This is a genomic window from Jannaschia sp. W003, from assembly GCF_025144335.1.
Taxonomy (GTDB): domain Bacteria; phylum Pseudomonadota; class Alphaproteobacteria; order Rhodobacterales; family Rhodobacteraceae; genus Jannaschia.
The window spans coordinates 1,901,153-1,913,550 of the sequence record NZ_CP083539.1; the positions used below are offsets into that span (position 1 = coordinate 1,901,153).

General features: G+C 71.6%; 11 protein-coding genes. 2 read left to right on the forward strand and 9 right to left on the reverse strand.

Annotation, left to right across the window (positions count from 1 at the left end; translation table 11 throughout):
- Nucleotide 1: 1 nt before the first annotated feature.
- From K3554_RS09335 to K3554_RS09375, 9 genes are all read right to left on the reverse strand, one after another.
- Complete coding sequence (locus tag K3554_RS09335) at nucleotides 2-892, reverse strand: DMT family transporter (RefSeq protein ID WP_259939516.1); 891 nt, start codon at nucleotides 890-892, stop codon at nucleotides 2-4.
- Complete coding sequence (locus K3554_RS09340) at nucleotides 892-1,773, reverse strand: NAD(P)-dependent oxidoreductase (protein ID WP_259939519.1); 882 nt, start codon at nucleotides 1,771-1,773, stop codon at nucleotides 892-894. The genes K3554_RS09335 and K3554_RS09340 overlap by 1 nt, the downstream gene beginning before the upstream one ends.
- A 15-nt stretch (nucleotides 1,774-1,788) precedes the next feature.
- Entirely contained in the window at nucleotides 1,789-2,607 is an 819-nt protein-coding gene (locus K3554_RS09345; RefSeq protein ID WP_259939521.1) for a shikimate dehydrogenase, read from the reverse strand.
- On the reverse strand, nucleotides 2,604-3,611 hold the full coding sequence (locus K3554_RS09350; RefSeq protein ID WP_259939523.1) for a Gfo/Idh/MocA family protein: 1,008 nt from the start codon (nucleotides 3,609-3,611) through the stop codon (nucleotides 2,604-2,606). The genes K3554_RS09345 and K3554_RS09350 overlap by 4 nt, the downstream gene beginning before the upstream one ends.
- The gene (locus tag K3554_RS09355; RefSeq protein ID WP_259939526.1) at nucleotides 3,608-5,113 is read right to left on the reverse strand and encodes a UxaA family hydrolase; all 1,506 of its coding nucleotides are present in this window, start codon (nucleotides 5,111-5,113) and stop codon (nucleotides 3,608-3,610) included. The genes K3554_RS09350 and K3554_RS09355 overlap by 4 nt, the downstream gene beginning before the upstream one ends.
- Before the next feature lie 45 nt (nucleotides 5,114-5,158).
- Nucleotides 5,159-6,787, reverse strand: coding sequence for a TRAP transporter large permease subunit (locus K3554_RS09360; RefSeq protein ID WP_259939529.1), 1,629 nt, complete (start codon nucleotides 6,785-6,787; stop codon nucleotides 5,159-5,161).
- 44 nt (nucleotides 6,788-6,831) lie between these two features.
- Nucleotides 6,832-7,677, reverse strand: coding sequence for a TRAP transporter small permease subunit (locus K3554_RS09365; RefSeq protein WP_259939530.1), 846 nt, complete (start codon nucleotides 7,675-7,677; stop codon nucleotides 6,832-6,834).
- Nucleotides 7,678-7,739: 62 nt separating this feature from the next.
- A complete protein-coding gene (locus K3554_RS09370) occupies nucleotides 7,740-8,777 on the reverse strand; it encodes a TRAP transporter substrate-binding protein (RefSeq protein ID WP_409197305.1) in 1,038 nt (345 codons plus the stop codon).
- 116 nt (nucleotides 8,778-8,893) lie between these two features.
- The gene (locus K3554_RS09375; RefSeq protein ID WP_259939534.1) at nucleotides 8,894-9,763 is read right to left on the reverse strand and encodes an NAD(P)-dependent oxidoreductase; all 870 of its coding nucleotides are present in this window, start codon (nucleotides 9,761-9,763) and stop codon (nucleotides 8,894-8,896) included.
- 69 nt (nucleotides 9,764-9,832) lie between these two features.
- Between K3554_RS09375 and K3554_RS09380 the strand changes: the two genes are divergently transcribed.
- Together K3554_RS09380 and K3554_RS09385 are read left to right on the forward strand one after the other, a co-directional pair.
- Nucleotides 9,833-10,573 (forward strand): SDR family oxidoreductase, encoded by a 741-nt coding sequence (locus K3554_RS09380; protein ID WP_259939536.1) that lies wholly within the window; start codon nucleotides 9,833-9,835, stop codon nucleotides 10,571-10,573.
- Nucleotides 10,574-10,623: 50 nt separating this feature from the next.
- On the forward strand, nucleotides 10,624-12,396 hold the full coding sequence (locus K3554_RS09385; RefSeq protein ID WP_259939539.1) for an IlvD/Edd family dehydratase: 1,773 nt from the start codon (nucleotides 10,624-10,626) through the stop codon (nucleotides 12,394-12,396).
- The last annotated feature ends 2 nt before the right edge of the window (nucleotides 12,397-12,398 follow it).

Sequence of the window (12,398 nt, forward strand, 5' to 3'; positions counted from 1 at the left end):
GTCACCGCTCGCGCCACCAGATCACCAAGCCCGCGGCGGCGATCACCACCGCCCCCGCCACTGTGCCTCCGTCGGGCACCGTTCCGAACACGATCCACCCCGTCAGCGCCATGTAGAGCAGGAACGAGTAGGAGAACGGCATCAGCACCGAGGCGTCCGCATAGCCGTGCGCACGTCCGAACAGGTCGTGCCCGAACCATGCGAAGGCGCCGACCGCGACCATCAGCGCCCACTCCAGCGGCGTGCCCGGCGTCTGCCACGCCGCGACCGCGAAGGGCAGCAGCCCCACCGCGCCCACCACGCCCGCATAGAGCTGCATCGTGCGCGGCGCGGCCTCGCCGGCGAGCCGCCGGGTGAGGATCGAGAAGAAAGCCAGCGCCACGGGCACGACGCAGCTCAGCAGCATCGCGGGGTGGAACGCCGCGCTCCAGGGGCGGACCACCAGCAGGACCCCGAGGAACCCCACCGCGATGGCGCCCCAGCGCCAGGGGCCGACGCGCTCGCCGAGGAGCGGGCCGGACAGGGCGCAGACCACGATCGGCGAGGCGAAGGTTATCGCGGCCACCACCGCGAGGTCGAGGTGGCGCAGGGCCACGAAGTTGCAGGAGGTGGCGACCAGGAGCAGCGCACCGCGCGCCAGCATCGGCCAAGCCTGCGCGCGGGGCGCGGTCCAGCCCGAGTGGTCGGCGCCCAGCATCGGCCCCGTGCTCAGCACGAGATGGGTGGCGAAGCGCATGAAGGCGAGCTGCAGCGCCGGCAGGCCCGCGAGGCTCAGCCACTTCACCGAGGTGTCCACGAGGCTGAACACCCCCCACGCCGCCAGCATCAGCGCGATGCCGGTGCCGGCGCTGTCCACGCGGGCCCGGGCGAGGGGGCTGACGGGGGCGGGCATCAGCAGTCCGCGCGCTCCGCGTAGAAGTCCACCATCTGCGAGACCATGTCGTCGCCCCGCCCCTCGTCGACGGCCGCGTCCAGCGCGCGGGCGGGGCAGGCGGACATCAGCGACTCGGTGCCCATCGCCTCGCACATGCGCCGGTAGTAGCCCACGTCCTTGGCCGCGTTGCGGATCGAGAAGGCGAGTTGGTCCGGGTCGCCCTCAACGGCATAGGCGGCCACGAACTCCATCATCCCCGAGCGCAGCGGCCCCGCGCCCATCACCTCGAAGAGCTGGCGCCGGTCCACGCCCGCGCGGTCGGCGGTGGCGAAGGCCTCGGCCATGGCGTTGGCGACGGTCATGCCGAAGAAGTTGTTGACCAGCTTGATGGTGTGGCCCGCGCCCGAGTCCCCGAGGTGGAAGACGTTCTCGCCCAGATCGTCGAGCACCGGGCGCACCCGGTCGAAGGCCGCGCGGTCGCCGGCGCCCATGATGTTCAGCTTGCCCTCGGCGGCGTGGGCCGGCGTGCGGCCCAGCGGCGCGTCGAGATAGGCGCCGCCCGCCTCGGCCGTCTCGGCGGCCAGCGCGCGGGTGCTCTCGGGCAGCGAGGTGCCGAAGTCGATCACCACCGCGCCGGGGCGCAGCCCGGCCAGCACGCCGTCGGCCCCGCGCATCCGCGCCTCCACGTGCTCCGAGGTGCCCATGCAGAGCATCACGACGTCCGAGGCCGCCGCCAGCTCGCGCGCGGTGCCTACCTCGGTGGCGCCGCGCGCGGTGGCCGCCTCGACCCCGGCGCGGCTGCGGTTGCCCAGCACCGTGAGCGCGTGCCCCCGGTCCAGGAGGCGCTGCGCCATGGCGGAGCCCATGAGTCCCAACCCGATGAAGCCGATGTCGGCCATGATTCCCCCTTGCCCCTACCCGGGGCGCAACGTGTCCAGCGCGGGCAGCGTGGTCCCCGGATCGGGGCGCTGCCCGGCGAGGGCGGCGAAGCTGTCCATCGCCATGAAACGGAACAGATCGAAGCCGGTGAGGCAAGCGAGGCCGCGACGGGTGCAGGCTTGCAGGAACGGGGTGTCGGTCGGCGTGTAGACCGCGTCGAAGGCCCAAGCCTGCGGGCCGATCCAGTCGGCGTCGAAGGCGGAGCCTGCGTCGGGCGCCATGCCGCGCGGAGTGCAGTTCACCAGACCGTCGGCGCGCGAGGCCTCGGCCTCGGCATCGCCTGCGTCCACGGCGCGCAACCCGAACGCGGCCGCCAGCGCCTTGGCGCGGTTTGCGTCCCGGTCCCACACGATCACTTCGGCACCGAGGCGGCGCAGGGCGGGGGCGACGGCCCGCGCGACCCCGCCCGCGCCGGCCATCGCGACCCGCCCCGGAGCGCAGGCCATCACCGCGCCCCATGCGGCGAGGAAGCCGCTGTGGTCGGTGTTGTGCCCCGCGAGGGGGCGGAACAGCACAAGGTTCGCGGCGCCCAGTTCGGCGGCGTCCGGCGCCATCGCCGCGCCCGCGAAGGCGGCGGCGTGGGTCTTCCACGGATGGGTCACGGCGACGCCGTCCCACCCCTCGCGGCGAAGCGCGTCCACGGCGGCGGGGAAGTCGAACGCCGCGTCGCCGGCGGTGTCGATGGGGGTGAAGTCGAGGCGGCGCCCGTGGGCCTCGGCCATGATCGCCAAGGCGGCAGCGAGGCGGGAGCGGCCGATGTTGGCGCCGATCAGGCCGCAGCGCAGCGGGTTCACGCGGGGCGCTCCGCGAGGTCGGCGAGGGCGGCGTCCTCGATGCGCAGCACCACGTCGAGGTTGGCGCGCCCGTCCGCGCCGGTGACGCGCGGCGCGGCGCGGCCTTGGATCACGTCGGCGAAATGGCTGAGCTGGCGTGCGAGGGGGACGCCCCCCGGCACCGGCTCGCGGCGCACCGCGTGCGCCTCGGTCCAGTCGGCCGCGCCGGTGAAGACCCGCAGCGACGGGAAGGCCACGGCGCCCGCCGTGCCGGTGACGAACAGGCAGTCCTCACCGCTCTGCGGTATGTGGGGGTTCTCGCCCGTAGCCGCCTCGAAGCTCCACGGGGACGCTGCAGTATCGGCGTAGGCGATAGTGGCCACGGCCCCGCCACGGAAGCGCAGCACCGCGCCGCCCGATTCGGGTCGGGCCGTCCCACGACAGGCGTTCGAGGCGAGGCCCGCGACGTCCTCGACTTCGCCCAGCAGCCAGCGGAGGAGGTCGACGTCGTGGATAAGGTTCTGGCGGATCGGGCTGCCGTCGAGCCCGTGCCGCCACGCGGGCGCGAAGTAGTCGTCGGGCTTGCACATCAGCCAAAGTAGCGAGGCGGCGACCGGCGTGCCGATGGCGCCCGAGGCGACGACCGCGTGGAGCCGCTCGGCCGCGGGGTGATACCGGCGGTGGTGCCCCACGAGCAGGTGCGTCCCGGCGCGGGCGTGCGCGTCGGCGATGGCGTCGGCGTCTCGGAGCGTCCCGGCCAGCGGCTTCTCGACCAGCGCGTGCCAGCCCCGCCGGGCGGCGGCGACCGCGACCGGCGCGTGGGTGGCGGTGGGCGTGGCGACGATGATGCCGTCGGCTTCCACGTCCGCCGCCTCGACCGAGGGAAAGACGGGCACGTCCACCGCCACGGCGGGCGCGGGGTCGACCACGGCCGCCAGCTCCAACGCGGGGTCGGCGCGGATGTGCGCGAGGTGACGCGCGCCGATCAGGCCGGTGCCGGCGAGGACGAGGCGGGTGCGGCTCACATCACCGCGCCGATCTGCCAGGGCACGAACTCGTGGTCGCCCAGTCCCTGCGCCTCCGACTTGGTGGCCTCGCCCGAGGCGACGCGCAGGAACATCTCGTAGATCTCGCGGCCCTTCGCCTCGACCGTGGTGCCGCCGGAGAGGATCGTGCCGGCGTCCACGTCCATGTCCTCGGTCATCCGGGCGTAGAGCTCGGAGTTCGTCGCGACCTTGATCGTGGGGGCGGGCTTCGAGCCGAAGGCCGAGCCGCGCCCCGTGGTGAAGCACACCAGCGTGCAGCCCCCGGCGATCTGACCCGTGACCGAGGCCGGGTCGTAGCCGGGCGAGTCCATGAAGGTGAAGCCACGCGCCCGCACCGGCTCGGCGTACTTGTAGACGCCCGCGAGGGGGGTGGTCCCGCCCTTGGCGGCGGCGCCGAGCGACTTCTCGAGGATGGTCGTCAGCCCGCCGCGCTTGTTGCCGGGCGAGGGGTTGTTGTCCATCGAGCCGCGGTTGCGCGCCGTGTAGTCCTCCCACCACTCGACGAGGCCGACCAGACGCTCGCCCACCTCGGGGCTCGCGGCGCGGCGGGTCAGGAGGTGCTCGGCGCCGTAGATCTCGGGCGTCTCGGCCAGCACGCCCGTGCCGCCCTGGGCGACGAGCAGGTCGCAGGCGTGGCCGAGGGCGGGGTTGGCGGTGATGCCGGACCACGCGTCCGAGCCGCCGCATTGCAGGGCGACGGTGAGGTCTGAGGCAGGGCAGGGCTCGCGCCGCGCCTCGTCGGCGGCGGGCAGCATGGCGCGGACCTTGGCGATGCCCGCCTCGACCGTGCGGCGCAGACCGGCGACGTTCTGGATGTTCATGGTCTGGAAGGTCGGCGAGTGCTCCAGACCGTAGGCCTCCAGCAGCCAGTCGATCTGGTTCATCTCGCAGCCCAGCCCCACCATCAGGACCGCGGCGTGGTTGGGGTGGCGGGCGTAGCCCCACATGACCCGCTGGAGTGCCTCGAACCCCTCGCCGTCGCCGGCCATGCCGCAGCCCGTGCCGTGCACGTAGGCCACCACGCCGTCGACGTTCGGGAAGGCGGCCAGCTCCTCGGGGCCGAAGGCGTCGGCGATGCGCCGCGCGGCGGTGGCCGAGCAGTTCACCGACGTGACCACGGCCACGTAGTTGCGCGTGCCCACGACGCCCGACGCGCGGCGGTAGCCCATGAAGGTGTCCCGCATCTCCGGCGCTGGCGCGGGCCGCAGGTCGGTGCCGAACTCGTAGGCGTGATCGGTGCCGCGGAACGCGAGGTTGTGCGTGTGGACGTGGGCGCCCGCGGGGATGGCCTCGGAGGCGTAGCCGATGATCTGGCCGTACTTGCGCACCGGCTCTCCGGCGGCGATCGCGCGCAGGGCGATCTTGTGGCCCGAGGGCACGAGGCCGAGGGTGCGCGTCCCCTCCACCGCCACGCCGGCCTCCAGGGCGCGGGCGGCGACGGCGACGTCGTCCTCGGGGCGCAGTCGGATCGTGTCGGACATGATGTCTCCTCCCGGCCCGGGACTTACGCCCCGATCACGCCGCGCTCAATCCAGCAGCACCGCGACGATGGGCGGCCAGAACAGGAGCACGGCGAGCGCCAAGAGCTGTATGCAGATGAACGGCAGGAAGCCCTTGAAGATGTCCGTCAGCGAGATGTGCGGCGGTGCCACCGACTTGAGGTAGAAGGCGGCCGGGCCGAAGGGCGGCGACAGGAAGCTGACCTGCATGTTCATGCAGAACAGCACCCCGAACCATATCGACAGGTGGCGCGCCTCCAGCGTGCCGAAGTAGCCGATCTCCTCGATGGGCAGGCGCTGCACGATGGGCAGGAACACGGGGATGATCAGCAGCACGATCCCGACCCAGTCCATGAACGCGCCCATGAAGAGGAGGATCACCATCATCACGAGGAGGATGCCCATGGTGGGCAGGTCCGCCGAGACGATGAGGTTGGCGACGTAGGTCGGCCCCCCGGCGATGGTGTAGGCCCCCGCGAGGGCCGCGGCGCCGATGGTGACCCAGATGATCGTGCCGGTGGACTTCAGGGTGCGCAGCAGCGAGTCCCAGACCAGCTCCACGCTGGCCTCGCCCCGGAAGACGGAGATCAGGAACACCGCGACCACGCCCATGGCGGCGGCCTCGGTGATCCCCGAGATGCCGCCGTAGATGGAACCGAGCACCACGCCGATCACCACGATGGGCGCCACGAGGCCCTTGCCCATGCCCCACGCCCGCTTGGTGCGCGCGGGCCGGAACACGAGGAGGATCAGCGCGAGGAACACGGCGGCGGCGATGCCGAAGGTCCAGGCATGCTCGGGCTGGCCGTAGGCGATGGGATCGACGCCCTCCAGCACCGCGTTCTGGCCCGTCACGGTGAAGAACAGGGCGCGCAGGAACAGGGCCGTCGAGAAGCCAGCGCCGAGGAGGGCGAGGAAGGCGAGGAACAGCATCCCCTTCTCGCGCCCTTCTGGCTCGCCCGGCTCGGGCGGCGGCAGGGGGGCGAGGGCCGGGTTCGCCTGGGTGCGCACCACGATGTAGACGATGATGAACGAGGCCAGCATGAAACCGGGCAGGAAGGCGGCCGTGAACAGAGCCTTGATCGAGGTCTCGGTGATCAGCCCGTAGATGATGAGCACGATCGAGGGCGGGATCATGGTGCCGAGGCAGCCCGAGGCGCAGATCGTGCCGATGGCGAGGTTCTGGTCGTAGCCGAGGCGCAGCATCTGCGGCAGGGCGATCAGCCCGAGCAGCACCACCTCGCCGCCGATGATGCCCGACATGGCGGCCATGATGACGGCCATGATCGAGGTGACGATGGCGATGCCGCCGCGGGTCTTCGACAGCCAGACGTCGAGCGAGGAGTACATGCCCTTGGCGATGCCGGACCGCTCCAGGAGGGCCGCCATGAAGATGAAGAGCGGGATGGATATGAGCACGTAGCCCGTGATCAGGCCGTATATCTTCTGGGCGAGGATGTTCAGCGGCCCGGTCCCGAAGGAGCGTGTCAGCAGCCCCTCGCCGAACTCCCAGGGCGCCCAGAGGAGCGTGGGCTCGAACTTCATCACCAGCACCAGCACGGCGAGGGCGGCCGAGGCCAGGCCCAGCGGCATGCCGATGGCGAGGAGCAGCATCAGCCCCAGGAGGAGCACGAGCGAGATCGTTCCGACGTCCATGGATACGTTCCTTCAGGCAGCGGCGCCGCGGGGGCGCGCGCGCGTCAGTCCGAGCCGACCTGGCGGCGCAGGCGCTCCAGCTCCTCGGGGTCGATGTCGTCGGCGGCGGTGTGGATCACCGGCTCCAGGTTCCAGTCGCGCACGAGGTTGGCGATGGCCTGCACCGCCACGAGGGTGACGACCAGCAGCACCATGGGCTTGAGCGTCGCCGGCAGCGGCGGGTCGAAGGCGGTGCCGAAGGTCTCCCAGCGCATGAACTTCTGGCTGGCCTCGCCCCAGCCGCCGTAGATCAGGGCCAGCGCGAACATCACGATCATCGCAGTGGAAATCACGTCGAACGTGCGCTGGAGCCATTTCGGCACGGCGTCGTAGAGCAGAAAGATGCGGATGTGGCTGCGCTGCTGCATGGCGTAGAGGCCCGAGAGCAGGAACACGAAGCCCGCGAGCCAGAGCGACAGCTCGTTGGCCCAGAGCGTCGGCGCCTCGAACACGTAGCGTAGCACCACCTCCCAGACCATCACCGAGACGAGGATCACCACCAGCCCCATGGTCACGCGCCCGATGAACACCGAGACGCGGTCGAAGGCGCCCCAGTCCTGCCACTCCGACGGCGCGCGCTTCACGGTGCGCACCCCGAGCACGAAGAGCACCACCACCAGCACCACGCTCAGCCAGTCGAGCAGGTTCGCCGGCGCGTAGCGGCGGGCGAGGGCGTCCACGGTGGGGCCGGGCTCGCTGAACACCATGAGGAAGGCGGGGCCGTTCCACATCATCCAGGCCCAGGCGGCGATGAAGCCGAGCGGCACCAGCACCTCGGTCGCGGTCGGCTTGTAGACCAGCGGCCCGGCGTCGCCGGCGGTCTCGACGGGGGTGGGGTTCTGGGCGGTCACGGATCGCTCCCGGTCCGGGGGAGAGGGGTCGGCGCGGCCCGCGAGGGGCCGCGCCGCAATCGTCACTCGCTGGCCGACACGAGGCCGAGCTGGCCGAGGTAGTCGAGGTGCGACTGCACGAGCGCCTCGGCCTCGGGGGTGGTGGCGAACTCGGGCCAGGTGGCCTGGGCGGCGTCGCGGAACGCCTGCAGGTCCTCGGGCGACCACTCGTAGATGGTCACGCCCGCTTCCGTCAGCTCGGCCACGGCCTCGGCGTTGGCCTTCTCGGTGAAGAGCGCGGTCTTGAGCGCGAGGCTCTCCATCGCCGTCGACAGGATCGCGCGCTGGGCGTCGCTCATGCCGTCCCACACCGCCTTGTTGCACGCGAGGTGGTCCGAGGGCATCGAGTGGAAGCCCGGGTAGTTGGTGTGCTTGGCGATGTCGTAGAGGCCGAGGCCCTTGTTGTTGGCGATGCTCGACGCGTCGGCGCCGTCGATGATGCCGGTCTCGAGCGCGGTGAAGATCTCGGTGAAGTCCATCACGATCGGCGAGGCGCCGAGCTTCTCGAAGATCTTGGTCTCCATGCCGGGGGGCGAGCGGAACTTCCAGTTCTGCAGGTCCTCCGGCCCGGAGATCGGCGCGGTGGAGGCGAGGCTCTCCTGGCCGTAGATCCACCAGCCCACGAGCTGCATGCCGTACTGGTTGTAGAGTTCCTGCGCGTCCTCGAGGCCGCCGCCGTAGTAGAGCCACGAGAGCTGCTGATAGGGCGTGTCGTAGCCGCCCATGATGTCGCCCACGAACTGGAACGCGGGGTTCTTGCCGGTCTGGTAGGCGCCGCCGTGCATCTCGCAGTCGAGGATGCCGGTGGCGGCGGCGTCGAAGCCTTCCGTGGAGCCGACCACGGAGGACGACCAGAACATCTCGATGGTGATCGCGCCGTCGGACATGGTCTCGACGTTCTCGATGAAGCCTTGGATCAGCTCGCCCGAGGTGGATTCCGGCGCGTAGTGCGTCTGGATCCGCAGGTTGGTGGCGTGGGCATCGGCGAAGGCGGGCGCGGCGAGCGTCGTGCCGCCCATCAGCGCGGCCGCGGCGGCGAGCGCCGTGGTGGTTCTGGTCATCGAAGTCCTCCCTTGCGCGGGCGCATCTCCGCACGCCGGCCTCCCTGCCGGGGCGCGCCGCCCGTCCGGTGAAAGCCTACGCAGGAGGGGAGGCGTCTGCCAAGGGATTCCCGCAGCTAGAGGCGCCCGTTCCGCGAACGCAGCTCCAGGTAGAGCGCGCTGTGATCCAGATCGCCCCCGTCCATGACGTCGCGCAGGTGCGTGAAGCGCAGGCGCACCGCCTCCACCGCCGGAAGCTCCAGCCCGAGCGCCGCCGCCTCCTCGGCCACGTTGTCGAGGTCCTTGACCTGGAACTTCGTCAGCCCGCCCGGCGCGAAGTCGCGCCCCGCCATGCGCGCGCCGTGCTGCTGAAGGATGACGGAGTCGGCGAAGCCCCCCCGCAGCGCCTCGCGCACCGCCGCCGGATCGGCGCCGCCCTCCTCCAGAAGCAGCGTGGCCTCGGCCACGGCGCCGATGGTGCAGGCGACGATCGCCTGGTTGGCGAGCTTGGCGAGCTGGCCCGCACCTGCCGGACCGACGTGGACGGGCCGCCCCATCGCTTCCAGCACCGGGCGGACCCGTTCGAACGCCGCCGCGTCGCCGCCCGCCATTATCGCCAACGTGCCCGCCTCGGCGCCCTTCGTGCCACCCGACACGGGCGCGTCCACGTAGGCCATTCCGCGCGCGGCGAAGCGTTCCGCGTGCGCCCGCGCCTCCGCGGGCCGGATCGAGCCCATCTCGACCCAGATCGCGCCCTCCGCGAAGGCATCTCCGATCGCGTCCTGCACCGTGGCCGAGGCCGGACCGTCGGACAACATAGAGACCACGACTGGCGCGCCGCGCACCGCCTCGGCCGGGGTGGCGCAGGCCGTGGCCCCGTCCGCCTCCAGCGCCTGCGCCTTCGGCGCGGAGCGGTTCCACGCCCGCACCGCGTGCCCCGCGAGCAGGAGGTTGCGGACCATGGGCGCGCCCATCAGCCCGGTGCCCAGGAATGCGATCTCGGTCATGGCGTGCTCCGCGAGGTTTGCGCCGCCCCGCGTCTTGGCCTACGCCTCGGTGCGACGGGGGGAAGCATCATGGCGGGACGGCTGACTGGCAAGCGCGCGCTGATCACGGCGGCGGGGCAGGGGATCGGGCGGGCGACCGCCGAGGCGTTCCTGCGCGAAGGCGCGGAGGTCTGGGCCACCGACCTCGACGCGGGGCTCCTAGAGGGGTTGGACTGCCACCGCATGGCGCTCGATGCCCGCGACGACGCCAGCGTCCGCGCCGGGGTCGAGGCCGCACGCCCCGACATCCTGTTCAACTGCGCGGGCTTCGTGCACCACGGCTCGGTGCTGGAGGCCTCGGACGACGACTTCGCCTTCGGCTTCGACCTAAACGTCCACTCCATGTTCCGCACCATCCGCGCGGCCCTGCCGGGGATGCTGGAGCGGGGCGGCGGGTCCATCGTCAACATGTCCTCGGCGTGCTCGTCGGTGATCGGCGCGCCGAACCGCTTCATCTACGGGGCCACCAAGGCCGCGGTGATCGGGCTGACGAAGTCGGTCGCGGTCGACTTCGTGGCGCGGGGCATCCGCTGCAACTGCATCTGCCCCGGCACCGTCGAGAGCCCGTCCTGGCACGACCGGGTCGAGGCGCTGGGCCGGCAGCTCGGTTCCAAGGAGGAGGCCCTGAAGCAGTTCGTCTCCCGCCAGCCCATGGGCCGCGTCGCCTCGGCCGCCGAGATCGCGGCCCTCGTGGTCTACCTCGGCTCGGACGAGAGCGCCTTCACCACCGGCCACCCCCACGTGATCGACGGCGGCTGGTCGGGGCAGTGACCCGACTTGCCTGCAGTCAAGTCATAACAGATAGTTAACAGGCCCGCCCCATGACCCAGCTCCGTTCGCGCAAGTGGTTCGACAACCCCGAGAACCGCGAGATGACCGCGCTCTACCTCGAGCGCTACCTGAACTACGGTATTACCCGCGAGGAGCTGCAGGGCGGCAAGCCGATCATCGCCATCGCCCAGACCGGCTCGGACCTCTCCCCGTGCAACCGCCACCACCTGGAGCTGGAGAAGCGGGTGCGCGACGGCATCGTCGCCGCCGGCGGCGTGCCGCTGCAAGTGCCCGTGCACCCGATCCAGGAGACCGGCAAGCGGCCCACGGCCTCGCTCGACCGCAACCTCGCCTACCTGAGCCTCGTGGAGACGCTGAACGGGTACCCGCTCGACGGCGTGGTGCTGACCATCGGCTGCGACAAGACCACGCCGGCCCTGCTGATGGCCGCCGCCACCGTGGACATCCCCGCCATCGCGCTCTCGGTCGGCCCGATGCTGAATGGCTGGTTCCGGGGCGCGCGGACTGGATCGGGCACCATCGTGTGGAAGGCGCGCGAGATGCACGCGGCGGGCGAGATCGATGATGCGGGCTTCATGGAGATCGTCGCCAGCTCCACGCCCTCGGTGGGCTACTGCAACACCATGGGCACGGCGACCACGATGAACTCCCTGGCCGAGGCGCTGGGCATGCAGCTTCCCGGCTCGGCCGCGATCCCCGCGCCCTACCGCCAGCGGGGCCACGTCTCCTACCACACCGGGCAGCGCATCGTGGAAATGGTGCGCGAGGACCTGCGCCCCTCGGCCATCATGACGCGGGAGGCGTTCGAGAACGCGGTTGTGGTGAACTCGGCCATCGGCGGGTCCACCAACGCGCCCGTGCACCTCAACGCCATCGCCCGGCACCTCGGCATCGAGCTGACGCCCGCCGACTGGCAGCGCATCGGCCACCACGTGCCGCTCCTCGTGAACCTCCAGCCTGCGGGCGAGTACCTCGGCGAGGACTACTTCCACGCCGGCGGCGTTCCAGCCGTGGTGGGCGAGCTGATGGCCGGGGGCCTCCTGCCGCACCCGGATGCGCCGACCGCCAACGGGCGGAGCCTCGGCGCGAACTGCGAGGGCGTGCGCTCGGCGCTGCCCGAGGTCATCCGCACCGTGGCGCAGCCCATGCTGGCCGACGCGGGCTTCGTGAACCTGCGCGGCAACCTGTTCGACTCCGCGATCATGAAGACCTCAGTGATCTCGCCCGAGTTCCGCGAGCGCTACCTCAGCGACCCCGAGGATCCCGAGGCCTTCGAGGGCCGCGCGATCGTGTTCGACGGCCCCGAGGACTTCCACGATCGCATCGACGACGAATCCCTCGGGATCGACGCGCACTGCATCCTGGTGATGCGCGGCGCCGGTCCCATCGGCTACCCGGGCGCCGCCGAGGTCGTGAACATGCGCCCCCCCGCCTACCTCCTGAAGCAGGACATCCACGCGTTGCCATGCATCGGCGACGGGCGCCAATCGGGCACCTCCGGCAGCCCCTCGATCCTTAACGCGTCCCCGGAGGCGGCGGCGGGCGGGGGGCTCGCCTTCCTGCGCACCGGCGACCGCATCCGCATCGACCTGCGCGCCGGCACCGCCGACGCGCAGGTGGACGAGGTGGAGTGGGAGCGCCGCCGCGCCGCCTTCGACGCGAGCGCCTACGTTCCCGAGAGCCAGACCCCGTGGCAGGAGATCTTCCGCGAGCGGGTCGGCCAGCTCTCCGAGGGCATGACACTGCGCGGCGCCGACAAGTACCGCGGCACCGCCCGCATCCTGCCCCGCGACAATCACTGATA

What these genes read in the sequence shown, in the direction of transcription:
- K3554_RS09380 (WP_259939536.1), top strand. Translation starts at nt 9,833, where the DNA reads ATGGCGGGACGGCTGACTGGCAAGCGCGCGCTGATCACGGCGGCGGGG.
- K3554_RS09355 (WP_259939526.1), bottom strand. Translation starts at nt 5,113, where the DNA reads ATGTCCGACACGATCCGACTGCGCCCCGAGGACGACGTCGCCGTCGCC.
- K3554_RS09335 (WP_259939516.1), bottom strand. Translation starts at nt 892, where the DNA reads ATGCCCGCCCCCGTCAGCCCCCTCGCCCGGGCCCGCGTGGACAGCGCC.
- K3554_RS09340 (WP_259939519.1), bottom strand. Translation starts at nt 1,773, where the DNA reads ATGGCCGACATCGGCTTCATCGGGTTGGGACTCATGGGCTCCGCCATG.
- K3554_RS09360 (WP_259939529.1), bottom strand. Translation starts at nt 6,787, where the DNA reads ATGGACGTCGGAACGATCTCGCTCGTGCTCCTCCTGGGGCTGATGCTG.
- K3554_RS09385 (WP_259939539.1), top strand. Translation starts at nt 10,624, where the DNA reads ATGACCCAGCTCCGTTCGCGCAAGTGGTTCGACAACCCCGAGAACCGC.
- K3554_RS09375 (WP_259939534.1), bottom strand. Translation starts at nt 9,763, where the DNA reads ATGACCGAGATCGCATTCCTGGGCACCGGGCTGATGGGCGCGCCCATG.
- K3554_RS09370 (WP_409197305.1), bottom strand. Translation starts at nt 8,777, where the DNA reads ATGACCAGAACCACCACGGCGCTCGCCGCCGCGGCCGCGCTGATGGGC.